Raw genomic sequence first — 23509 nt, 5'->3', positions numbered from 1 at the left:
GGCGGGGCAAGCCCCTCCCGGCTACCCCGGCTCGAACGAACACCGCCATGCCTGGTCCTCCCGCTCGAACAGCCGCTCCGCCTCCCGCGGTCCCCAAGTCCCGGCGGGATAGGTGTGGATGTATTCCCGCTCCGTGGCCCAGGTCTGGACGATGGGGTCCACCACCCGCCACGCCCATTGCACCTCGTCCGAACGCAGGAACTGGGCATGGTCGCCCTCGATCACGTCCAACAACAAGGTTTCGTAGGCGTCCAAACCAGGGTGCCCCGCTTGGCGGCAGGTGCTGGCGTCGAGTTGGGTGGTGTGGGTGTTCATCCCGACCCCGGCCTCCCGCACCTGGAGTTCGGCCCGGATGCATTCTTCCGGCTGGATGCCGATCAACAGCCAATTCGGCGGCAACGGTCCGGGCCGGATATTCCCGAACAGTTGCTGTGGCGTCTGCCGGAAACGGATGGCGATCAAGGAACCTTCCCGCGCCAGGCGTTTCCCGGTGCGGAGATAGAACGGCACATCCCGCCAACGCCAGTTGTCGATCAAGAGCTTGACGGCGGCATAGGTCTCGGTGGTGCTGCGCGGCGGAATCCCTTCCTCCTCGACATAGCCGGGCAGGGACCGCCCCGCGCCGCCGCCGTGGACGTACTGCGCCCGGAACGCCTGGGCGTGGACCGCCCAGGCCGGGATCGGGCGGATCGATTGCAGCACCTTGACCTTCTCGTCGCGGATCGATTCCGCTTCCAAGCGGGCGGGCGGTTCCATCGCGGTCAGGGCCAGCATTTGCAGCAGATGGCTCTGGATCATGTCGCGCAACGCGCCGGTGCCGTCGTAGAACCCGGCCCGGCCTTCGATGCCGGTGGTTTCGCTATGGGTGATCTGCACATGGTCGATGAAATTGCGGTTCCACAAGGGTTCCAGCATCAGGTTGGCGAAGCGGAACACGAAGATGTTCTGCACCGTTTCCTTGCCCAGGTAATGGTCGATGCGGAAGATTTGAGGTTCGGCGAAATCGCGGTGCAGGGCGTGGTCCAGGGCCAGGGCGCTGTCCAGGTCGGAGCCGAAGGGTTTTTCCACCACCAAGCGCCGCCAGCCCGCTTGTTCCGCGTTCAGCCCCGCCGCGGCCAGATAGGCCGCCGCCGCCCGGTATTCCGAGGGCGGCAGCGACAGGTAGAACACCAGGTTCCGGGGCAGGCCGGGTATGTGGGCCAGGGCGTCGGCCAGCGAACGGGCGGAATCCGGGGCGTCGAGGTCGGCGCTGAAGAACCGGAATTTGGGCAACAGCGCGGCCAGGGCCGCCCGGTCCAGCGCCGCGCCCGATTGGGCTTCCAAGGCCCGCGCCACCTCGCCGCGCCATTGCTCGTCGTCCCAGGGGCGGCGGCCCACGCCCAGCACGGCGAAGGGTTCGGGCAGGCGTCCGGCCCGGTGCAGCCGGTACAGGGCGGGTAGGAGCTTGGTACGGGCCAGATGCCCGGTGGCCCCGAAAATCACGAACACGCAAGGGTCCAGCATACGCGCCTCCTTGGCTCAGGGCGGGACGGTTCGGAATTCGATCAAATCCCCGCGCCGTCGGCGGTGCGCGGTCCATGCCGGGTTGGACCCGGAATCACGGGGAAAGGTCGCGATGGACGGACCGGGTGGGCGCGGCGGCGTCCGGTGAATTTCACCCGGCACGGGCCGGAGCCCGCCCATCCGTGGTTGCCACGCCAAATGATAGCCAATATCATCTGAATCCATTCCCCGAGTCCGCAAGGGGATTTCTCCCTATCAATCACGGAACCATACCATGCGCCATCCCGCCCCGAGCCTCGCCCTGTCCGCCGCCGCCCTGGTGTTTGCCTGCGCCGCGACCGCCGCCGAGGATTACGTCCTCACGATCAAGGACCACCAATTCACCCCGGCTGAACTCGAAGTCCCGGCCGGCCAGAAATTCAAGCTCACCGTCAAGAACGAGGACGCCAGTTCCGAGGAATTCGAGAGCAAGAGTCTCAAGAAGGAAAAGATCGTGCCGGCCAAGAAGCAGATCGTGATGCCCATGGGGCCGTTGGAACCCGGCAGCTACGAGTTCGTCGGCGAATTCCACGAAGCCACCGCCAAGGGCCGTTTGATCGCCAAGTAGGGGGAATCGCCATGCTCGCCACCGCCATCATCGTATTCCGCGAGGTCATCGAAGCGGCCTTGGTCATCAGCATTGTCATGGCCGCCAGCCAGGGGGTCGCCCGCCGCGGCCTGTGGGTCTGGGGCGGCGTGGGCTTGGGGCTGGTGGGTTCCTGCGTCGTTGCCGCCTTCGCCGACAAGCTGGCCGAAGCCGCCGCCGGGGTGGGCCAGGAATTGTTCAACGCGGCGATCCTGTTCACGGCGGTGGGGATGTTGGGCTGGCACAACGTCTGGATGCGCCGCCATGGCCGCGAGTTGGCGATGGAAATGAAACAGGTGGGGCAGGCGGTATTGTCGGGCGCCCGGCCCTTGTACGCGCTGGGCTTGGTGGTCGGGCTGGCGGTGTTGCGCGAGGGTTCGGAGGTGGTGCTGTTCCTGTATGGCATCGCCACCGGCGGCGAGGGCGATACCGGCTCCATGTTGCTGGGCGGCGCGGTGGGCCTGGGGCTGGGGGCGGCGGTCGGGTTGGCCATGTATTTCGGCCTGCTGCGGGTGCCGACCCGGCATTTGTTCGCCGTGACCAGCGGCTTGATCCTGTTCCTGGCGGCGGGTTTGGCTTCACAGGGCGCGGCTTGTCTGGTCGATGCCGATTGGCTGCCGCCCCTGGGCCGCGCGGTGTGGAACACCTCGGATTGGCTGTCGGAGGACAGCCTCGCCGGGCAGGTGCTGCACACCTTGGTGGGCTATGTGTCGCGGCCCGATGGGGTACAGATCGTGTTTTATCTGGCGACCCTGGTCATCATCGCCAGCCTGATGCGGCGCTTTGGCGACAAGCCGGGCCGCTCCGCGTGAGCGGGGTGCCTCCGGTGGCGGATGTTATTTCCCTGCCCATAGGCCGCTACCGCGCCTGGTTCGTGGCCGACGCGCCGGTCGGATTCTCCGAATTCCCCGGCTCGGCTTGGCGCGGGGCGTTCGGCCACGCCTTGAAGGGTGCCGCCTGCGCCACCCAGGCACCGCGCTGCGAAACCTGTCTCCTTTACCGGAGCTGTGCCTATCCCTACCTGTTCGAGACCCCGCCGCCGCCGGACGCCGCCAAGATGCGGCGCTATTCCGCCGTGCCCCATCCCTATGTGTTCGACCCCCTGCCGCACGCGGTGGGGGCGGCGGCGTGCGCCCTGGAGTTCAGCCTGTTCGGCGCGGCCAACCGCCATCTGGCCTTGGTGGTGTACGCGCTGGGGCGGGCGGGCGCGGGGGAACTGGGCGTCGCCGGCAACCACCTGCGCTTCGACCGTCTGGAGCGGGAAACCGGCCTGGGTTCGGGGGAATGGCGGGATATCGCCTTGCCGGACGGCTTGGCGGCGGTGGGGATGCCGCCGCCGCCGGAGATTCCCGGTGCCCTGGGCGCGGTGGAGATCGCCATCGAAACCCCCATGCGCCTGAAGCGGGAGGGCAAGCATGTCGGCCCTGGCATGTTCGCCTTCGCCGATCTGTTCGGGAACCTGCTGCGGCGGATTTCCATGCTCACCTATTTCCACACCGAGACCCCGCTGGAGACCGATTTCCGGGGCTTGAGCGACGACGCCCGGCGGGTACGGGCGGAGTCGGCGCTGGAATGGCGGGAACAACGCCGCTATTCCAACCGCCAGCGCCAGGCCATGCGCCTGGGCGGGGTGTGGGGGCGGATGTGGATCGAAGGGGAGGATTTGACGCCGTTCTGGCCCTATCTCTGGCTGGGCCAATGGACCCACGCCGGCACCGGCGCGACCATGGGGCTGGGCCGCTACCGGCTCCATGCGGGGGCGGAGCGCGGGGCCGTGGACTTGTTGTAGGCGCTAAACGCGCCAGGGCATTGTCCACCGCTTCTAGGCTACCCCGGTGGGCACGGAATACGTGCGTGCCCACCCTACAGGAAATATGAAAACGCGCTAGGTCCGCCGTTCCAGGCCGGGTCCGGCCAAGAGGGCGGTCCAGTGCGGCGGCGGATAGCCCGCCTTCCCGGCCAGCAGGGTGGCGGCTTCTTCCGGCGGGACCGGCGGGCTATGGTAATAGCCCTGGATTTCGTCGCAGCCATGCGTCTTGAGGAACTCCCATTGCTCCGGGGTTTCCACCCCTTCCGCGATCACCCGCAGCTTCAGGTTCCGGGCGATGGCGATGATGGTCAGCACGATCTCGGCGTCGTCGGTGTCGTGTGACAGGTCGCGGATGAAGGACTGGTCGATCTTGAGCTTGTCGAATGGGAAGTTCTTGAGGTGGTTGAGGCTGGAATAGCCGGTGCCGAAATCGTCCACCGAGATCGAAATGCCCCGCGCCTTCAGCTTGGCCAGGGTCTCGCCGGTCTTGGCCGGGTCCTTCATCAGGGTGGTCTCGGTCAATTCCAGTTCCAGATAGCGGGGTTCGAGGCCGGTGTCCTCCAGCACCTTGGCGATCATCCGCGCCTCGTAGTCCACTTCCAATTGCCGCGCCGAGAGGTTCACCGCCATCACGATCCTGGGGAGTCCTTCGTCCTGCCACGCCTTGTTCTGGGCGCAGGCGGTGCGGAGCGCCCATTCGCCGATGGATTCGATCAGGCCGGTTTCCTCGGCCAGCGGGATGAACTGGCCGGGCGAGATCAGGCCGAACTCCGGGTGCTGCCAGCGGATCAGGGCTTCCAGGCCGACGATCCAGCCGCTGGCCAAATCCACCTGCGGCTGGTAGTGCAGCAGGAATTCCCCATGGTCCAAGGCCCGCCGCAAATCGCTCTCCAGCCTGAGTTTCCGGGAAATCTCGCTGGCCATGCTGTTCTCGAAGAAGCAGAAGCCGTTGCCGCGCTCCTTGGCGCGGAACATCGCCATGTCGGCGTGCTTGATGAGGATGCCGCTGGACGTCCCGTCGGCGGGGTACAGGGCGATGCCGATGCTGGTGCTGAGATAAAGTTCCCGCCCCAGGAACACGAAGGGCTTGGCGATGGTGGCGCGGACCTTTTCCGCCACCATGGCGGCGATCTCGGGACCGCCGATGTTGTGCAGGATGACGGTGAACTCGTCCCCGCCGAAGCGCGACACGGTATCGACCGGCCTCAGGCAGCCCTTGACGCGCTCGGCGGCGGTCTTGAGCAGCAGGTCGCCGACCTCGTGGCCCATGGTGTCGTTGACCAGCTTGAAGCGGTCGAGGTCCAGGAACAGGATGGCATGGACCCGCTCGGGGTCGGCGGCGGCGGTGCGTTCCGCCACCAGGGTTTCCAGGCGTTCGCGGAACAGGGCGCGGTTGGGCAGGCCGGTGAGGGCGTCCTGGTAGGCCAGCCGGGTCACATGCTGCTGGGCGCGGCTGGCCTCCAGCATCCGGGTGACGCGCTGGCGCAGCACGGAGAAATGCACCGGCTTGGGGATGTAGTCGCTGGCCCCCGCCGAGAATGCCCGTTCGATGGAATGGTCGTCGTCCAGGGCGGTGATGATGAGGATGGGGATGGCCTCGCCGCCGGGCAGGTCGCGGATGCGGCTACAGGCGGTGAAGCCGTCCATCTTGGGCATGCGGGCGTCCATCAGGAGCAGGTCCGGCATCTTGCGCTCGCACAGGGCCAGGGCTTGCAGGCCGTTGGTGGCCTGCTCGATCTGGTAGCCGTCCTTGAGCAGGACGTTGTGCAGGGCGAAGCGCATGGAGCGGTCGTCGTCGGCCACCACGATGCGCGGGGTTTCCCTGGGTTCAGCCGCTTTCTGGGCGCGGCGCGGGTGGGGGTTTTGCCCGCGCAGTTCGACCGCCAATCGTTCGTATTCCTCGGTCAGCCGGGCGTAGAGTTCGGGCGCGGTGTCCTCGCCGCCGCCCCGGCCCAGTTCCTCCAACTGCCGGGTCAGTTCCACCAGGCCGTGCGCCCCCAGGTTCTTGCCGCTGCCTTTGAGGCAGTGGGCGAGTTCCTCGATGGCGGCGAAGTCCTCCGCCGCGATGGCCTTCTCCAGCGACCGCAGGTACATCGGCGTGTCCTCCAGGAACACCTCGATGATGCGGAAATACGCAGGGCCGGTTTCCTCGCGCAGCTTGTCCAGGACTTCCCGGTCCAGGCAGTCCGGGGCGGCGGGCGGCGGTAGCGCGGGGTCGGCGTCCGCCGCCGGGTCCTGGGGCTCGGCCCGGAGCCGGTCGCGTTCCTGCGAGAGCCAGCGGGTGAGCTTGTCCTTGAGCGGCTCCATCTTCAAGGGCTTGGACAGGTAATCGTCCATGCCGGCCGCGATGCAGGTGTCGCTGTCGCCGTCCTGCACATGGGCGGTCATGGCGATGATGGGGATTTGGGCCGGGTTGCCGCCCAGCATGCGGATGCGCCGCGACGCCTCGTAGCCGTCCATGCGCGGCATATGGCAATCCATCAGCACCAGGTCGAACGGCGACTGGGCGACGGCGTCCAGGGCTTCCTGGCCGGTGCTGGCGACGGCGGTCTGACAGCCCAGCCGCTCCAGCATGCCGAGCGCGACCTGTTGGCTGGCGCGGTTGTCCTCCACCACCAGGATGCGCTTGCCGCCGTAGGCCGGGTGCTTGGCCTCGGCCAGCCCGGAATGGGGCGTGTATTCGAGCAAGGCCAGCTTGGCGCTCATCAGGCAGTCGTGCAGGGGCGATGCCTGCACCGGCTTGGCGATGCTGTCGACGATATTGGCGGGCCGGGCCTCATCCCATCCGGGTTCGGGCGGGCTCGCCATCAGCACGATATGCAGCTTCGCCAGGGCCGGGTCTTCGGCGATGCGCTGGGCCAGTTCCAGGCCGCCCAGCCCCGGCATGATCTGGTCCACCAGGGCGATGTGGTAGGGTTTGCCGCGGGCGGCGGCGATCCGCATCAGGCGCAACGCCTGGTAGCCGGTGACGGCGCTGGTGTAGGACGCGCCCCAGCTTTTCAGGAACTGCTCCAGGCAGCGGCAATTCACCGGGCTGTCGTCCACGATCAGGATGCGCAGCCCAGCCATGTCCTCGCGCTGGGGGCGGGCCGGGGCCGGGGCTTCGGTGGAGGGCGTCTCGAAGGGGATGGTGAACCAGAAGGTGCTGCCCTGGCCGGGTTCGCTGTCGACGCCGATATCCCCGCCCATGAAATCCACCAGCTTGCGGCAGATGGCGAGGCCGAGGCCGGTGCCGCCGTAGTTGCGGGTGGTCGAACCGTCGGCCTGGGTGAAGGCCTCGAAGATGCGCTGCTGGGCCTCGGCGGGGATGCCGATGCCGCTATCCGCCACCTCGAACCGGAGCGCCGCCTGGCCTTCCTTGCCCCCGGTCGGGTCGATCCTGACCCGGACCTCCACCGTGCCGTTTTCGGTGAACTTGATGGCGTTGCCGATCAGGTTGACCAGGACTTGGCGGATGCGGGCGGGTTCGCCCTTGAGCCGGGGCGGGACCTCGTCGGCGACCACGTAGGCCAGTTCGATGTGCTTGCGCTGGGCCTGCCCGGCCAGGAGTCCGATGACCTCGTCCAGCATGTCCTGCAAATCGAAATCGATGGGCTGGAATTTCAGCTTGCCGGAATCGGTGCGGGAAAAGTCCAGGATATCGTCGATCAGCTTGAGCAGGGATTCGCCGGCGTTGCGGGCCACGCTGACGTATTCGTGCTGCTTCGGCCCGAGGCCCATGTCGTGCAGCAACTCCAACATGCCCAGCACGCCGTTGAGCGGCGTCCTCAGTTCGTGGCTGACGTTGGCGGCGAATTCGCCCTTGATCCGGGCCGATTCCAGGGCGGCGTCGCGGGCGTTCTCCAATTGCAGCTCCCGGGTTTCCAACACCGCCATCATGGCGTTGAAGGCGCGTTCCATGTCGATGATGTCCTTGGGGCCGCGCACGTCGGCCCGGAGGTTCTTCTCCCCGGAGGAAGCCTTGCCCATGATCTCGGCCAGGTTCTTGAGCGGGTGGGTCAGGCGTTGGGTGATCGCCAGCAGCAATAGCAGCAGCAGCAGGGCGAAGGCCACCGACACCGCGAGGTTGGTGCGGAGGATGCTGGCGGCCATGGTCTTGAGCGTGTCCTTGCCCATTTTCATCCGCGCATGGCCGATCAGTTCCGCCGCCTTGGACGCGGTGGTGAAGGGCGAGTCCCGTTCCCCGTCGCCCATGTGCAAATAGACCGGGGCCACGAAATACCAGGCGTCGGGGGTTTCCAGGTCCAAGCGCGGCCAGCGCGGCCATTCCCCGGTTTCCGCGCCGGGTGGGATGGCGTCCTCGCCCTTTGCCAGGAGGGCGTGGTGGTTGAGGTCGTAGATGCCGGCTCCCCGCACGTCCGGGAAGGCCAATCCGGCCCGCAAGGGTTCCTCGGCGTTGTCGCCGCTGAGGTAGATCAGGGCCAGGGCGCTCTGCCCGGCCAGGGTTTCGGTGGCTTGCAAGCCTTGCTCGATGAGCTTGGTATGCACGATCCGGCTCGACAGCGTCGAGATGGCGAGCGAGGACAGCAAGGCCAGGCAAAGGATGCCGATGGAGAAGGTCAGCGCCAGTTGGTGCAGGAAGCTGGTGCGACCGAACAAGGACCGGGATCGTTTTTTCATCGGAGCTTGTTATGGGTTGCCACGGTTTCAGGGAGAGGGGAAGATCAGGTTGAATTTGCGCTTGTCCTGGCTGGATATCCTAAGCCCCAGATGTTCGGCGGTGCGGGAGTTCACCGCGATCAGCAGGTTCTTGAGGGGCAGGATGCCGGGGGTTTTCCCTCCGCCCGGCAACCATTCCTGGGCCAGGGCGGCGAGGCTGTGGCCCAGGCCTTCGTTGTCGGGATAGAGCGAGAACAATACCCCTTTCTTGACATGTTCGGGATTGTTCGAGAAGACCACCAGGTTTTTTTCCCAGGCTTCTTTCAAGACCGCCGGCAGCAGGGCGGTTTCGTCCAGGGTCGAGTTATCCTGGGGTAGCCACAGGGCTTCCGAATTGTCCTTGATTTGGCCGAAGAAGTCCCGGTAGAGGTTGGCGGCTTCGCGGATGTTCCCGGCGGGCAGGGCGTTCAGCGCCAGGCCGTGCTGCTTGGCGGCCTCGCGCGCCCGGACCATCACCCATTCGTCGCGGCCCTGGTTGTAGACCACCGTCACCCGCTTGACCGGGCTGGCCAGGGATTTCAGCCAGCCGAACAGGGCCTCCGGGTCCGGGGTGAGGGAGATTCCCGTGTAGGCCGTGCTTTCCGGGCTGTGCGCGATCAGGACCGCGCCCATGACGACCGGCAGCCCGGACGGGAACTTGCGGATCGCCATCATCCCCAGGCGGCCGAGGGCGATGACCACCTTGACCTGCTCGTCCCGCAGCCGCGTCCCCAGGGCCGCGATATCGTCGGTTTCCTCCACCATGTGTTTGTCCGAGGGGACTTTCAAGCCGGCTTCGATCCCCACGACGATCTCGGCGAACACGCTCCGGTAGGGTTCGCGCACGTCGGGGTAGAGGATCGCCACCGGCGCGGCCTGGGCCAAGGCCAAGGCCGGCCACAAGGCCAGCGCCAAGGCGGCCAGCATGGCGCGGACCGGCCCGTTCAAGCGCCGTATCCTGGCCGGGGCCGGTGGCCCGCGCCGGAAGGGGGGTACGCCCGCAGGGGGGGCCGGGACTCAGAATTCAAACCGGATTTCCCCGTAGAAGTTGCGCCCGGCCAGCGGGAGGTCGTAGGGGATGAAGGCCGGGTTGCCCGAGGAACCCGCCGGGCTGGGTTCCCTGGCGTCGGAGTCGAACAGGTTGCGGACCGAGAAGGCGATTTCCCAATGGTCCATGAGGTATTTGCGCCGGAGGGTCAGATCGACCAGGCTGTAGTCGGGGATGGGGGGCCGGTTATCGTCGGCCGCCCGCTCCCGGTCCAGGATCCATTTGACCTGGGGGTTGAGATGCCAGTTGGGCAGGAATTCCCAGTCGCCCCGGAGGTAAAGCTGGTGGTGCGGGGCGTAGCCGGGGTCGTGGTGGGTGGATTCGTCGATGGAATGCTGGTAGGCGTACCAGCCGGTGAGCTTGAAATCCTCGGTGGCCTGCCAGTCCGCCTCCAGTTCCAGGCCGTGGCTGGTCTGGCGGCCGGCGTTCTGCGCGGTGCTGGTGCCGCCGCCCGGGTCCGGCACGAAGCGGATGATATCGCTCCACCAATAGTTGAAGAGGTTGAAACCGAAACGCAGCTTATCCGTGGGGTGGTAATCGAAGGCCAGTTCTATGGTGTTCATGGTTTCCGGTTTGAGATGGGGATTGCCCAGGTCCACGGGATTGTTGATGTTCCGGGTCTCGGCGAACGAGGGGGCGCGGAAGGAACGGCCATAGAGGAGTTTGCTGGTCAGGTCCTGGCGGGTTTCCCAGACCAAGGCCAAACGGGGATTGACGGTATTCCCGAAGTCCGAGTAATAGTCATAGCGCACCCCCGTGGTGAGCTGCCAATCGTTGGAAAAGCGCCATTCGTCCTGTAAAAAGATAAAGGTATCGGTGCGGCTGCCTTTCTTCAGGAACACGTCCGAGGTATTGCTGACATCGACCAATCCGCCCAGGGGCGAGGGTATTCCGGGGGATACGATGGTATAGTTTTTGGATTCCCTGACATCGTAGATGCTGAGGTAATTGAAGCCCAGCCCCAGCCGTAGGATATGCCTATCGAATCCCGAATAGAATCCCGACAGGCTGGAGCGGGTATGGCGCTCGAAAACCTCGGGATTGCCGATTACCCCGTCCGCGAACGAGCCGGTCGGAAAGGTGGCCCCTTTGGGGTATAGATAAACGTTGTCGGAGACTTGTTGGCTGGTGTCGAAATAGCTCGCCTGGGCGGTGACATCCCAATGTTCGGTGAACTCGGGATTATGGTAGGTGATATCGGCGTTCCAGCGGTCGCTGCTGAAGCGCCCGCTGGGGTCCAGCGCTTGGCTGAGGCCGGCCGCGGTCCCGGAATTGGCCCGGTGCTGGAGTCCGCCCCTGACGCGCCAATAGCCCCGTGCGAGGTCGAGGCGGGCGTCCAGGTTCTGGCGTTGCAGGTTCATGGGGCCGGGGGCCAGCGAAGCGAGGGTGTTTCCGCGTTGGTCGAAATAGCTTTGCGCATCCGAGGCGACGGTTTGGCGCTGGCCTTGGGTATCGTGGAATTCCACCATGGCGGCCACATCGAAACCGGCCCAGGTGTCGCCGTGCAGGGCCCAGCCATCGTAGGTATCGAAGCTGCCCACCCGCCCGCCTATTTCGGTGCCCTTAATATCTTCTTTGGTTTTGGTGATGATATTGATGACGCCGGCGAAGGCGTCCGAGCCATACAGGGCGGAACCCGGTCCCCGGATGACTTCGACCTGGGCGATGGCTTGCACCGGCATCCCCCCCCAGATTTGGTTCCGGTCCCCGACGAAGAGGTTGGTGATGGGGATGCCGTTCACCAAGACCAGGACCTGCGGATTCTGCAAGGAATAGACGCCGCGGATCGTGTAGATGGGATTGCCGAAATTGCTCCGCGCCACATGGAGTCCGGGGACGGCCTCCAAAACCTCGTCGATATCGGTGGCCCCCATGGCTTTGATATCCGCCGCGGTGATCACCGTGGTGACGGCGGGAGCGGTCGCGATATGCTGCTTGTTGCCCGTGGCGATGGTGATCATGTCCTCGCCGCCATAGACTTGGCGCAGGGTTTTTTCATCTTCCTCGCCGAGGTCGGCGGCCCCCGCCGGGGGGGGAAGGAGGACGAGGCACAGTAACGCCGGGAGCAAGCGGTGCATTAGGGTGGTCATGGGCTTTTTCTAGGGGTTCGCCAGAGGTGTTGCGTGTCGTTGTCGTGGGTCCGCCCATACCAATCAACTTTGGGTTATTCCCAGGTCCTGTTGGATTTTCCGAAAAAACCGATCCTATCGCAGCGCAGTGGGAAGAATGTATTGCCTGGGCGGTTTGCCGCTTCCGCGTAGCAGGGGAACATGCCGGCGGAAAAGCTCAAGATCATGAAATGATGGAATTCCCTGCGCGACAGTCCTTGGTCCGCGCAGATTGCCGCGAGCAGGGCGGCGGCGTTCATGGAGATGGCTTTGTCCCTCAATAAGATGGCCTCGATCTGGAAGGCGATTGCGACATGGGGGCCGATGGGGAAGCCCAAATCCCCGAGCAAGGCGAGCATGGGCTTGATCCGTTCGTCGGTGTTCCTGATGGGCCTGCCGTATCCAAACAGTATCCTATCCCCGCCCGCCCGCCTGGTGTTGATAAATTCCTCGATATCCCCGCCCCCGTCCAGCGCCGCCTTGGCCGACAACAAAAGGTCTATCGCCCCGAGGAATGGCCGGTGGCCGTAGAGGGTGGCCTCGGAAACGGCGTTGGCACCGGCGATGGCGAGCGCCGCGGTGCTGTGGGCGGTGCCGGCCAGGGCCGCGACCCGGTTGTTCCATATCCTGGGGTCCGGGTAGCTGGTGCCGACCGTCCATAGGCCTTCGAATAATTTGATCTGGTCCGCCCCGAACCGCCGCCCGGTGATGCCGTAGAGCAGGAGGCCCATCCAGGGCATGTCTTTGCAATCGCGGTGCAGGTCTTCGCCCCGGAAGACCACGCGCCCTTCCGCCGGGAGGAAAGCGCCCATGTCGGTGATCCAGTGGTCTTCGCTTTGGCGCAGTCGTTCGGGTCCGTCCATCTCAGTCCGCCTCCGGGGGGCGTGGGCCGGGGTCGTCGGCGAGGATCAGCCCGTCGCCGAAGAAGGGGAATTTGCGCCAGCCCAGGCTCCGTTGTTCCAGGGCGTGGACCGCCGCGCCCGGCAGCCGTAGTAGCAGGCAGAGCATCTCGCCTTGGTCGCGGTCGAAGCCGAGGTCGGTCAGGGCCGCCGCCGCCACGCCCAGCAGGGACAGGGGCAGTTCCGCCGCTGTTTCCAGCGCGGGCCGTTGCAGGTGCAGCCAGGGCAGGGCCGCGCCCGGACTCAGTGCGGCGAGATGGGCGAGGGTTTGCCGCACCGGCAGGGCGCAACTCGCGCCGTGGGGATCGAAACCTGGGGGATGGGCGGGTGCGGGCCAGAGGTCGGCCTGTTCCGGCGGGGCGGGCGGGCGGCGCAGGCGTTCGGTCCAGGCCGGCAGGCCGGTGCCGCAATCCCGCCAGAGTTCCATGGCCAGGGCGACTTCGCGTGCCCCGCCCGCTTGGCCGGCTCCGACCGCCAGCGCCGCCATCAGGCTGGCGGCGTGGGTGGAACCGCCGACCCCGCCGCACATCGCGGCGTGTACGCTGGGATCGCGCGGGCCGGGATGGGCCAGGACCACGGCCAGGTCTTCCAGCAGCCGCGCCTCCGCCGGGGCCGGGCGTTCCAGCTTGAACAGGAGATAAAGGTATTCGGCCCAGCCGGCCTTGCCCAACAGGTCGCCATAGACATCGTAGCCGGCGCAACGGCAGACGGCGGCGGCGAAAGGGTTGTCGGCCTCGGGGGTTTCTTCCCAGATGCGGGTGTGTATGACTTCCTTAGCCGATTTCATCGTCGATGCCCAGGATTTCGATACGCATGGCGATAGGGGGGACTTCGTCGGGATCGATCCGCACGTCCAACACCGTGGGGCCGGACCGGGCGCACAAGGCGGCGATATCCAGCGCCCTGAGGTCGGCCGGGGAGCGGATGACATGGCCGGTCGCGCCCATGGCTTCGGCATAGGCCCGGAAATCCGTGGCCGGCAACTCGAACGCGACCGCCTCGGATTGCCGGAGGCGCTGGCCGTGCTTGACCATCCCCAGGGCGGAATCGTTCAGCACCACGAAGATGATGGGCAGTTTTTCCTGGACCGCGACGCTGATTTCCTGACCGCTCATCAGCAGGCTGCCGTCCCCGGTGATGCAGACCACCGGCTGTTGCGGATTGCCCAGGGCGGTGCCGACGGCGGCGCCTATCGCCCAGCCCATCGAGTCGAATTCCATGCAATGCCGGAGCCGGTCCGAGCCGTGGGCGGACTGGGCGGAAGGCTCGCAACCGAAAGGGTGTAGGTAATGGATGGCCCAGGCCTGGCTGTTGCCGGCGTCGGCCAGGAAGCAGGTGTTGCGGGGGAAGATGTCCACCAATTCCCGCATCAGCCGTTGCGGTTTGATGGGGGCGGACGTGTCGGCGTACTTGTGTTCCTCGTCGAGCCGGAAATGGAGCCGGGTGTCGTGGCTGGCGGCGTCCGCCGCGTCCGCGCCGCCCTTGGGGAGTCCGGCCTCGCCGTGGTTTTTGAAATATTCCAGCAGGTAGTCGAAGATCGACAGGATGCGGCCCCGGACCTGGAGCCGCGCCACCGGGGAACGCATCAGGTGGTGTTCGTTCGGATCGATATGGATCAGCCGGTTATTCATCAGGAGGTCGGGATTCCAGCCGCAGCTTTCCCATTCGCCCAGGGCGGTGCCCATGGCGACCACCAGGTCGACTTCCGGGTCGGCCAGGGTTTCCCTGGCGGTTTCATGCCCGGCGAAGCCGATCACGCCTTTGAACAAGGGGAAGTCCGAGCTGACATGGCCCTTGCCGTTGGGCGTGGCCACCACCGGGGCGCGTAGCCGGCCGGCCAGCGCCAGGATTTGGGACCGCGCCTCGCCGCAGCCGCCACCGATCACGAAGACCGGCTTGCGGGCTTGTTCGATCTGCCCGCACAGCTTGTGGGTGATGTCGCGGTCGAATAGGGAGGGGGGCAGGATGTGGGGGGCGAGGTCGTAGAGCGGGGTTGCGCCGGGTAGGGGATGGCGGAGGATATCCAGGGGCACGCTGAGATGGGCCGGGCCGTGCGGGGAACCGAAGGCCGCCATCACCGCGGCGGCGAATTTATGCTCGAACTGGTCCACATGGGAGATGAGCGTGCTGTAGCGGGTGCAGTAGCGGAGGATGCCGACAGTATCGACCCCGGTACAGGATGACTCCTGCAAGGCACCCCGTCCGAAATGGGACAGGGCGGTTTGGGCGCTGATGACCAACATCGGGATATGGTTTTCGTAGGCCGAGGCCACGCCCGTGAGCAGGTTGGTGGTGCCGGGTCCGGTGGTGCCGCAACATACGCCCAGCTTGCCGGTTTCCCGGTAATAACCATCGGCCATGAACGCCGCGCCGGTTTCGTGCCGCGCCACGACAGCCCTGGGTCCGCCCTTTCTGGCGCTATGGGCCAGGGCGTTGTAGAGCGGTTCGATGGCACCGCCGGGGACGCCGAAGACATAGTCCACCGATAATTGGGCGAGATAATCGATGATGAGGTCGGCGACCTGTCTGTGACGTTTTGATATCACCGCTGCGTTATCGATGAAATCATAGGCTTGTGACATAGGGTTATCGCTCGGAATGGCTGTGGGTTTTAGGGGTGTTGGTTTTGGTTTGCGAGGGGGAAATATTTTGGGTATTTAATATCGGGATTTGGACGGGTTGATGAATTATTATAATAGACCCGTATCGGCGGGCACCTTGGTTTTGGGATGGGTGGAACCCTGGTTGTGGTGTTTTTTGGACCGGGGCCGTACCGATGGTTTAATGTAACGCAATTGTCGGGATTGTTCTACATGTATATGTTTGTGCGGTTTGTGTCTTCTGTTGGTTTAATCCGTGGGCACGTCCTGGATTTAATCTTGGGGAGCGCGTGACTGTGGTATGACTGGGGCTACTTGGAACTGGGGCCGGGCCGGGACCGGAGGGGCGGTGGCGGTGACCCAATGGATGGACGCTGGCCGCCTTGCCTGCGGCGTGGTTGTTCGGCGTCATGGTCTTGGCCCTATGGATTTCTGGCGGACTCCGCCCGGCGGGGTGGTCGAACCCGACTCGATTGTGGAACTATGAGCGCCCCGCCGGATGTTGGCGGCTTTTCCATGCCCATCACCCCGAAGCTGTGTCCGATGCTCAAAAGCGATTTCCATTACGACCTCCCCGAACGCCTGATCGCCCAAACCCCTTTGCCGGAACGCGCCGCTAGCCGCCTCCTGTGCCTGGACGGACCCAGCGGGCGGTTGGAGGACCGCCATTTCGCCGCCTTGCCCGACCTGTTGGCGGCGGGCGATCTGCTGGTGCTGAACGATACGCGGGTGATCCCGGCCCGGTTGTTCGGCCACAAGGCCAGCGGCGGCCGGGTAGAGGTGCTGATCGAGCGGGTGCTGGACGTCCGGTTGGCCCTCGCCCATGTGCGGGCCAGCAAAGCGCCCAAGCCGGGCGGGGCGATCCATCTGGAGGGCGGCTATGCCTGCCGGGTCCGGGGACGGCGGGAGGATTTGTTCGAACTGGAATTCCCGGAAGGGCCGGGAATCGAGGCCGTGCTGGCGGCGGTGGGGCATATGCCCTTGCCGCCCTATATCGCCCGCGCCGACCGGGACGAGGACCGCGAGCGCTACCAGACCGTGTTCTCCCGGACGCCGGGCGCGGTGGCGGCCCCCACCGCCGGGCTGCATTTCGACGCCGGGACGCTGGAGCGGCTGGCGGCGCGGGGCGTGGAGTCCGCCTTCGTGACCCTGCATGTAGGCAGCGGCACTTTCCAGCCGCTGCGGGTGGACGATCTGGACCGGCACCGGATGCACTTCGAGTTCTGCGAAGTGTCCCCGGCCACCGTGGACAAAATCCGGGCGGCGCGGGCCGGTGGCGGGCGGGTGGTGGCGGTGGGCACGACCGTGGTGCGGACCCTGGAGACCGCCGCCCTGGGCGGGGAACTGGCTCCCTACCGGGGCGAGACCGATTTGTTCATCCGGCCCGGTTTCCATTTCCGCTGCGTCGATGCCCTGGTCACCAATTTCCACCTGCCCGAATCCACTTTGCTGACCCTGGTCTGCGCCTTCGCCGGGCGGGCGGAAGTCCTGGCGGCCTACCGCCACGCGGTGGCGGAGGAATACCGGTTCTTCAGCTACGGCGACGCGATGTTCGTGACGCGGCGGCCTTAGCGCCGCTGGCTTCGGCACGCGACGGGTGCCCATATCGGCCTCGGCACTGTTAAACTACTTCCCGCTACGCCACCCAGGAAATCATCGACCATGGATTGTGTCGCCCATGCCCGCTTTGGCCGTGCCGTCCGAGTTCCCGCCCGTTCTGGCGGTCGGGGCGGCGCTCCCCGTACATACCTGCCCCGTTTCCGGGGAATTCCCCGATGATGTTCGAACTCCATCCCCGTCTCGCCCAGGACGGCCTGCCGCTGGGGCGTTTCCCCCTCTGCCGCCTGCTGTTGATGAACGAGCGCCGCTATCCCTGGTTCATCCTGGTGCCGGAGCGGCCCGGCATCGCCGAAATCCACCAACTGCCCGACGCCGACCAAATCCGGCTGATCCGGGAATCCTCGGCCCTGGGCGGGGCGCTCGCCGCCGCTTTCGCCGCCGACAAACTCAATATCGCCGCACTGGGCAACCTGGTGCCGCAACTGCATGTGCATCATGTGGTGCGCTACCGCCACGACCCGGCTTGGCCCGCGCCGGTGTGGGGCCGGTTCGAGCCTTGGGCCTACGACGCGGCGGGCTTGGCCGCCGTCCGGGAGCGGCTGGCCGGGATGGCGCTCCCGGACTTCGTGCCTTGGCCCTAGCCCATGGAATGCCGTCCCGGTTGTGGCGCGTGCTGTATCGCGCCCTCGATCAGCAGCCCGGTTCCGGGGATGCCGCAGGGGAAGTCCGCCGGGGTCCGTTGCGTCCAATTGACCGGGGACCATCGCTGCGCGGTGTTCGGAAGCCCTGGGCGTCCGCGCTGCTGTTCGGGCTTGCAACCCAGCGAGGAGATGTGCGGCGCGGACCGGGACGAGGCGCTGGCCCGGTTGGCTTGGTTGGAACGCGCCACCCGGCCGGGATGAATCGATAAACCCATCCGTAACAAAAGATGGGCATGGAAATAGTCTATAGTTAAAAAGGAGATTCTATCGTGAGCCTACCCGATCCATTTGCTGGATACCTTATGACCGGCGGCGGCCCGTTGATTTGGGAGCGAGACCATGGCGGTTGACGAATTAATCCTATTCATCGTCGATGACGATACCCCGGTGCGCGAAGCTTTGGCGGCGCTTTTGGAGGCGGAGGGTTTCAAAGTGGCGCTGTTCGCCACCGGCACCGAATTCCTGGAGGCCATCCGGCCCAACCTCCATGGCTGCATCGTGCTGGATATCGACCTGCCGGGTTTCACCGGCCTCGAAATCCAGCGCATCCTGGCCGAGCGCGATATTGACCTGCCCATTATTTTCCTCACCGGCATCGGCGACGTGGAAAAGGCCCGGACCGGTTTCAAGGGCGGGGCGGTCGATTTCCTGGAGAAGCCGGTCGAAGTCGGGGTGCTGATCGAGGCGGTGCGGCGGGGCTTGGACCTCGGGGTCCGGCGCGATGTGGAAAAGGCCCAGCACAGCAAGCTGGAAGCCCTGTATTCCCATCTCACGCCCAGGGAGAAGGAAATCCTGGTTTTGTTGGCGCGGGGTTATTCCGCCAAGCAGGTGGGGCGGGCGCTGGGAATCAGCCATCGTACCGCCGAGATCCACCGCGCCCGCATCATGGAAAAACTGGGGGTGGATTCCCTGGCCGATCTGGTCGCCTTGGCCATCGGGATTGGTGTGCGTTAGGAATGTAGCAGAGATGGTGGAATCCGCTGGCGCGGACGCTTCATAGCCAGGCTATAAGCAGTACTACGTACACCCAGGCGGCACATGAATCACGTATTCTAGCCGAAATAAAAGGTATTTCCGCCGTTTAATCGTCGCGGTTATCCCTAAGTGTTCATTCATCTTCCCTTGGGCCGGGCCATGGATTTCCCCTGGAAGCCGTGGGGTTGGGTCCAAGGTGTGCAGCAGGCCGCCGCCATGGAAAAACAATATACCCCGCCACCCGATCAAGGCGTCCCGGCGGATCGCTACGCATTGCTTCCCCCCGAAACTTACAGCAACGGCCCGGCCCGGCAGGGCAAGGCCGTGCCGACCGCGAGCGAGGAGGAGTGCCGCGTATTGCGGGAACGCATCAGGCTCAGCGAACAGGCCCGGCAGCGGGCCGAAGCCGAGAACCGGCGCTTGGCGGGGCTGCTCGCCGACAGCGGCGGCACGGGGTTGGAGGCCCGGCATTACGCCGATTTCCTATCCGTCCTGGTCCACGAATTCAGGAATCCCCTGACGCCCATCCTGACCTCGGCGCAATTGCTCAAGCGCTACGGCATGGCCCGGCCCGAACTCCTGGAATCCGCCGCCGGGAGCATCGAGCGGCAGGTGCGCCAGCTCAGCCAGATGATCGCGGACCTGTCCGATTTCTCGCGTATGGAGCAGGGCCGTTTGGAACTGAACCTGGAGAGCCTGGACGCGGTCGCGCTGACCCGGCACGCTGCCGAGACCTGGCGGCAACACCTGGCCAAGCGTCGGCAAAGCTTGAAGGTCGAATTGCCGCCGGAGTCCTGGAGCGTCCAGGCCGATCCGGTCCGCCTGGGCCGCACTTTGGAAATCCTCCTGGCCCATGCCTCGCGCTATACCCCGGCGGAGGGCGAGGTCCGGTTGTGGTTGCGGCGCGATGGGCGCTGCGTAAGCTGGGGAGTACAGGCCGAGGCGATGGGCTTGGCCCCGGCGCGGTTGGAACATCTCTTCGAGCCTTTCGTTCCCTTCGATCCACCCTTGCACGGCGGCAAACACGAAGGCATGGGGATCGCCCTGGCCCTGGCGCGTTGCTATACCGGTTTGCAGGGCGGGAGCCTCCGGGCCGAGGTTGTTGGCGCGGGGCCGGGCGGATGTTTCCTCCTGGTCCTTCCTCCCGGATGAATCCGCTCCCACCCAGCCCGTAAACCACCGGGAACCCGATCACCAAAATCCCCCAATATCCGCCCCCTGCCGACAGCCACAAGCCATCATGCCTTGGCGCCGGTGGCGATGGCCAGCAGCACGCAGTCGCGGATATTGAAGATGGCTTTGGGCTCGGTTTCCGGGACGTTGGGCATGGGTTCCTTCAAGGGCGAGGGCCGGGTTCGTCGGCGAGGCGCTCCCGGCTCCAAGCTCAAAACAAGGGCGACACCCCGAACAGCCCCTTATGGAAATGCAACATCGCCAGATAAAGCACCAAGGCCAGCGCCGGACGCCGCCAGCCGATTTCTTTCAGCGCCAAGATATTGCGCCGCTGGATGATCGCCAGGAACGGCAGGTTCGAAGTTGCCAGTAAATATTTTTCCCAAGCCTCCCCATACAGCCGCAAGCGTTTGTCGTCGATGGAATAGGTGCCGCCCACCGCCAGCAGCAGCAGCGCACCGAACAGCACCAAGGACGCCGCGTCGCCATTGGCGATGAGGTGCGTGGCCGCCCACAGCGCCACGCCCCATAGGAACGGATGGCGGGTGATCCGCAGGACGCCTTGCGCGGTTTGCTCCATCGGTGCCGCGCCGCCCACCGCGGTGGGATTGGCCGTGGTCATCCCCAGCGTGGCGAACACGAAGGCGGGCAAGATCAACAATAGGGCGACCGGCTTGAACCAGCCCAACTGCCCCCAGGTTTCGATATAGGGCGCGGCCCGGTAGGCCTGGGCCAGCCATACCAGCCCCAACAAGGACAACAGGCCGAAGCCCGCCCGGAACCGGGATTCGCCCAGCCGGGCGACCAGCGTGTCGCGCAGCCTGGAACCCGAAATCACGAAATGGATGCCGACGAAGAAGATCGCGGCCAATACGAGTGGGATCATGGAGGTCTCCTGGAACGGGGGTTGGAAGGCGGACTTCATTTTTCCAGCAAGCGCGGCATCAGTTCCACCAGGTTGCAGGGCCGGGTGCGGTAATCGAGCTGGTCCTGGATCAAGCGGTCCCAGCCGGTGCGGCAGGCGTTGGCGGAACCGGGCAGGCAGAAGATATAGGTGCCGTTGGCCACCCCGGCGAGGGCGCGGGATTGGAGGGTCGAGGTCTTGATCTCTTGGTAGGAAATGGCGCGGAACATCTCGCCGAAGCCGTCCAGGGTCTTGTCGAACAGCGCCGCCACCGCTTCCGGCGTGCCGTCGCGCCCGGTGACGCCGGTGCCGCCGGTGGCGATGACGACCTGGATGGCGGGGTCGGCGATCCAGGCCGAGACGATGGCGCGGATTTGGTAGATATCGTCGGGCACGATGCGCTTGTCGGCGGCGCGGTGCCCGGCGCTGGCGAGCCGCTCCACCAGGGTCTTGCCGGAGGTGTCGGTCGCCTCGGTGCGGGTGTCGGAGACGGTCAGCACGGCGATGGATAGGGGGATGAAATGGCGTTCCTGGCTCATGGTTTGGGTCCGGGTGATGGAAGGGGCCGTAAAGCTACCGGAGCCCGGTGCCGGGCGCAATCGGGCCGGGCGCTGTGAAAATCCGGCTTTGCCCTAAACTTGCGGGCGGAGCGGGAAATACGACCCCGCGATGTCTCAATCTAGGTTTGGACCCATACCGTGGATTTACGTAACGAAAAGGTATTTCTCGCCTATATGCAGGCGGCGGTGCAGAGCGACAAACTGCGCCTGCCGACCCTTCCCCAAGTGGCTTTGCAAGTCCGCCAGGCCTTGACCGGCAACCGCGCCACCGATGCCGAAATCGCCCGGCTGATCGCCACCGACCCCAGTCTCTCGGTGCGCCTGTTGCAGATGGCGAACAGCCCCTTGTTCCGGGCGCGGACCAAGGTCGAAAGCCTCCAGACCGCCATCGCCCGCATGGGCCACAACACGGTGCGCACCCTGGTCGTCAGCCTCGCCATGAAGCAATTGTTCAAACCGGGTTGCCTGAACCTGGACCGCCAGTTCCAGGCCATCTGGCGCGAGAGCGTCAACGTCGCGGCGGTATGCCGGGCGCTCGCCGCCCGCTGCCGCCATCTCGACCCGGACCTCGCCATGCTCGCCGGACTGCTCCATCAGATCGGGAAGCTTCCAATCCTGACCCTGGCCGAGAAATTCCCCGAACTCAGCAACGATACCGAAGTATTGTCCCAGCATCTGGAACGCCTGCATCCGGTCATCGCCAAGCTCATCATGCGGTCGTGGGACTTGCCCGAATCCCTGGCGCGGGTGACTTGGGAATATCTGGAGTTCCAGCGCGATCCCGAACCCGAGGCGGATTATGTGGACTTGGTGCAAGTGGCCTACCTGGAAAACCGGGTGGCCGCCGATCCTGGATTCCAGGTGGATTTGGCCGGGGTGCCGGCCTTCGCCAAGCTGGGTTTCGAGGGTGGAGTGGAAATATTGAAGATGGAGGATATCTCGGCGACTTCCGCCGAGACCCGTAACCTGCTGCTTTAGGAGGGAGGCGGGCGATTGGCGCGGGCTGTACCGCCCGCCGCCGAACCGCCCGCCACCGCCGGGGCGCTAGCCGACCACCGTTTTGACCACGGCGACAATCGCCATGATGAAGAGGATGGTGAAGATCACACCGGCGACGATATAAGGGGTCGCCGAAGTACCCTCGGTGAAATCGCGCCGCCGGTTGGCGTCGCTCTGTACGCCGAAGGCGGCGGCGAACACGCTGCCCACGATTTGCATCAGCGAGGGTTTGCCGGAGGGATTGTCGTGTTCTGCCATGGTTCAAGCCTGGGGGTTGCCGGCCTTTTTCGCCTGGTAAATCTTCACGCCGATGGCGACACCGATCACCAGGATGACGGTGAATAAGGCGCGCCAGGAGGCGCTGCCGGAATAGATCATCTCGTCTTCCACCGTGCCCATCAGGTCGCCCTTGGAATCGGCGATGCCCATGTCCAGCAGGTATTTCCACAGGTAGTTGATGGGGACGATGGTGGCGATGCTGCAACCCATCGAGACGATGAACTTGTCGATGGCCTTGTTGATGATGGGGTTCTTGGTCATGTTTTCGCTGATGACCATGTTGTCCAGGTATAGCTTCACGATCACATAACCCGGCAACACCATCACCACGGCCAGGCCGATCAAATCCTTCACCACCAGGCCGGTGCTGGAAATAAGGCTCAGGGCCAAGATCATAATCAGGCTGAAAATACCCAGCCCGGACCACATGTATACATCTTCCTTACCGAATTTGAATAGGTCTTTTATCATTATCGCCTCCTCACTGTTTCTTGAAGAAATAGAATCCTTCGATCCCGCCCTTGAGAATCATCTCGTTGCCTTTCATCTCGTAGACGGCATAATCGATGGTTTTGCCCGGCCTGCCCGGATCGTCGGCGGATATTTTCCCGTTGACGATTTTGTATTTCCACTCGTGGCGGTCCTCGGTTTTGAAGTGCCGGTTATAACCGCTGGTGATGATGGTCCCGTCGGCGCGGAATTCCCAGGTGCGGTTTTCTTCGGTCCTGGGTTTGTCGAGGGCCGCCGCCACCGAGACCAATTTCCAAACCCCGGCGATTTCGCTACCGTTTTTGAGTGGAATATCCGCTTGCGCGTCCATATGATAAGCGCCCATGATTCCTAAGAAACCGGCGGCGCAGAAAGCCCTTATCTTCATAATAACCCCCTTGGCGTTGTTGTTGTGGGAAGCCCAGGCTTTCCGCGCCGGGGTCGGGGTACCGGTGCCGGCGGAATCTGTGGGCCTCGTGGATAAAGAGCGCCGAATTTTTACATTTTTCATTTCCCGATAGCAAGGAAACCCAAGGGTTTGCCAGAGTCCGGGGCTGTTTATACCGGGGTCCGCCCTGACTAAAATAGGCAATATGCCGCCCGGGCTTCCGGGCAAACCTTCCGCTTTTTCTCCACAG

Annotated in this window: 21 protein-coding genes; 9 read left to right on the top strand and 12 right to left on the bottom strand. The window is 64.9% G+C overall.

The genetic code is table 11. From position 1 onward, the window contains the following. Window positions 1-21: 21 nt before the first annotated feature. Entirely contained in the window at window positions 22-1503 is a 1482-nt protein-coding gene (gene zwf, locus B9N93_RS11835) for a glucose-6-phosphate dehydrogenase (RefSeq protein ID WP_085213871.1), read from the bottom strand. 274 nt (window positions 1504-1777) lie between these two features. Between zwf and B9N93_RS11830 the strand changes: the two genes are divergently transcribed. Genes B9N93_RS11830 through cas6 form a run of 3 tightly spaced genes read left to right on the top strand, consistent with a single transcriptional unit; the run spans window position 1778 to window position 3917 of the window. Then, window positions 1778-2110: a cupredoxin domain-containing protein gene (locus B9N93_RS11830; protein WP_085213869.1), complete on the top strand. Its 333-nt coding sequence runs from the start codon at window positions 1778-1780 to the stop codon at window positions 2108-2110. Between the two features lie 11 nt (window positions 2111-2121). Continuing rightward, entirely contained in the window at window positions 2122-2940 is an 819-nt protein-coding gene (locus tag B9N93_RS11825) for an FTR1 family iron permease (RefSeq protein ID WP_085213867.1), read from the top strand. Next, the gene (gene cas6 / locus B9N93_RS11820) at window positions 2937-3917 is read left to right on the top strand and encodes a CRISPR system precrRNA processing endoribonuclease RAMP protein Cas6 (RefSeq protein ID WP_085213865.1); all 981 of its coding nucleotides are present in this window, start codon (window positions 2937-2939) and stop codon (window positions 3915-3917) included. The genes B9N93_RS11825 and cas6 overlap by 4 nt, the downstream gene beginning before the upstream one ends. A gap of 96 nt (window positions 3918-4013) precedes the next feature. Here the strand turns inward: cas6 and B9N93_RS11815 are convergent, their stop codons facing one another. The 6 genes from B9N93_RS11815 to B9N93_RS11790 form a co-directional block, all read right to left on the bottom strand. Beyond that, window positions 4014-8558 (bottom strand): EAL domain-containing protein, encoded by a 4545-nt coding sequence (locus B9N93_RS11815; RefSeq protein ID WP_085213863.1) that lies wholly within the window; start codon window positions 8556-8558, stop codon window positions 4014-4016. A 27-nt stretch (window positions 8559-8585) separates the two neighbouring features. Beyond that, a complete protein-coding gene (locus B9N93_RS11810; protein ID WP_217807297.1) occupies window positions 8586-9524 on the bottom strand; it encodes an ABC transporter substrate-binding protein in 939 nt (312 codons plus the stop codon). A 69-nt stretch (window positions 9525-9593) separates the two neighbouring features. Beyond that, window positions 9594-11714: a TonB-dependent receptor plug domain-containing protein gene (locus B9N93_RS11805; protein WP_303246064.1), complete on the bottom strand. Its 2121-nt coding sequence runs from the start codon at window positions 11712-11714 to the stop codon at window positions 9594-9596. A 74-nt stretch (window positions 11715-11788) separates the two neighbouring features. Then, window positions 11789-12595 (bottom strand): citrate synthase family protein, encoded by an 807-nt coding sequence (locus B9N93_RS11800; protein ID WP_085213859.1) that lies wholly within the window; start codon window positions 12593-12595, stop codon window positions 11789-11791. Window position 12596: 1 nt separating this feature from the next. Then, the gene (locus B9N93_RS11795; RefSeq protein ID WP_085213857.1) at window positions 12597-13418 is read right to left on the bottom strand and encodes a citrate synthase family protein; all 822 of its coding nucleotides are present in this window, start codon (window positions 13416-13418) and stop codon (window positions 12597-12599) included. Further along, window positions 13405-15213 carry a thiamine pyrophosphate-binding protein gene (locus tag B9N93_RS11790; RefSeq protein WP_085213855.1) on the bottom strand — a complete coding sequence of 603 codons (1809 nt, stop codon included), beginning with the start codon at window positions 15211-15213 and terminating at the stop codon, window positions 13405-13407. The genes B9N93_RS11795 and B9N93_RS11790 overlap by 14 nt, the downstream gene beginning before the upstream one ends. Window positions 15214-15774: 561 nt before the next feature. On the opposite strand from B9N93_RS11790, the gene queA reads away from it, so the two are divergent. The 5 genes from queA (at window position 15775) to B9N93_RS11765 (ending at window position 19619) form a co-directional block, all read left to right on the top strand. After that, window positions 15775-16803, top strand: coding sequence for a tRNA preQ1(34) S-adenosylmethionine ribosyltransferase-isomerase QueA (gene queA / locus B9N93_RS11785; protein WP_085216258.1), 1029 nt, complete (start codon window positions 15775-15777; stop codon window positions 16801-16803). A gap of 203 nt (window positions 16804-17006) precedes the next feature. After that, complete coding sequence (locus B9N93_RS11780) at window positions 17007-17432, top strand: HIT domain-containing protein (protein WP_217807296.1); 426 nt, start codon at window positions 17007-17009, stop codon at window positions 17430-17432. Window positions 17433-17435: 3 nt separating this feature from the next. Beyond that, window positions 17436-17693: a YkgJ family cysteine cluster protein gene (locus B9N93_RS11775; RefSeq protein WP_085213853.1), complete on the top strand. Its 258-nt coding sequence runs from the start codon at window positions 17436-17438 to the stop codon at window positions 17691-17693. Between the two features lie 138 nt (window positions 17694-17831). Beyond that, a complete protein-coding gene (locus tag B9N93_RS11770; protein WP_085213851.1) occupies window positions 17832-18446 on the top strand; it encodes a response regulator transcription factor in 615 nt (204 codons plus the stop codon). Window positions 18447-18596: 150 nt separating this feature from the next. Next, the gene (locus B9N93_RS11765) at window positions 18597-19619 is read left to right on the top strand and encodes a sensor histidine kinase (protein ID WP_085213849.1); all 1023 of its coding nucleotides are present in this window, start codon (window positions 18597-18599) and stop codon (window positions 19617-19619) included. 232 nt (window positions 19620-19851) lie between these two features. Here B9N93_RS11765 and B9N93_RS11760 read toward each other — a convergent pair whose 3' ends face one another. Together B9N93_RS11760 and moaB are read right to left on the bottom strand one after the other, a co-directional pair. Next, window positions 19852-20526, bottom strand: coding sequence for an NnrU family protein (locus tag B9N93_RS11760; RefSeq protein WP_176225241.1), 675 nt, complete (start codon window positions 20524-20526; stop codon window positions 19852-19854). A gap of 35 nt (window positions 20527-20561) precedes the next feature. After that, on the bottom strand, window positions 20562-21083 hold the full coding sequence (moaB, locus tag B9N93_RS11755; protein WP_085216256.1) for a molybdenum cofactor biosynthesis protein B: 522 nt from the start codon (window positions 21081-21083) through the stop codon (window positions 20562-20564). 159 nt (window positions 21084-21242) lie between these two features. Here moaB and B9N93_RS11750 point away from each other — a divergent pair, with 159 nt between their 5' ends. Beyond that, the gene (locus tag B9N93_RS11750; protein ID WP_085213844.1) at window positions 21243-22082 is read left to right on the top strand and encodes an HDOD domain-containing protein; all 840 of its coding nucleotides are present in this window, start codon (window positions 21243-21245) and stop codon (window positions 22080-22082) included. Window positions 22083-22148: 66 nt separating this feature from the next. Here the strand turns inward: B9N93_RS11750 and B9N93_RS11745 are convergent, their stop codons facing one another. From B9N93_RS11745 to B9N93_RS11735, 3 genes are read right to left on the bottom strand one after another with little or no spacing between them, the layout of a single operon-like run. Next, entirely contained in the window at window positions 22149-22361 is a 213-nt protein-coding gene (locus tag B9N93_RS11745; protein WP_085213842.1) for a DUF2970 domain-containing protein, read from the bottom strand. Window positions 22362-22364: 3 nt separating this feature from the next. Beyond that, window positions 22365-22853 carry a hypothetical protein gene (locus B9N93_RS11740; protein ID WP_085213840.1) on the bottom strand — a complete coding sequence of 163 codons (489 nt, stop codon included), beginning with the start codon at window positions 22851-22853 and terminating at the stop codon, window positions 22365-22367. Between the two features lie 10 nt (window positions 22854-22863). Beyond that, a complete protein-coding gene (locus tag B9N93_RS11735; protein ID WP_125468947.1) occupies window positions 22864-23217 on the bottom strand; it encodes a lipocalin-like domain-containing protein in 354 nt (117 codons plus the stop codon). Between the last annotated feature and the right edge of the window lie 292 nt (window positions 23218-23509).

It is taken from the genome of Methylomagnum ishizawai, assembly GCF_900155475.1.
In the GTDB taxonomy this organism is placed as follows: Bacteria; Pseudomonadota; Gammaproteobacteria; order Methylococcales; family Methylococcaceae; genus Methylomagnum; species Methylomagnum ishizawai_A.
The sequence above is the reverse complement of the archived record's forward strand: the minus strand, read 5'-3'. Positions and strand labels throughout refer to the sequence as shown.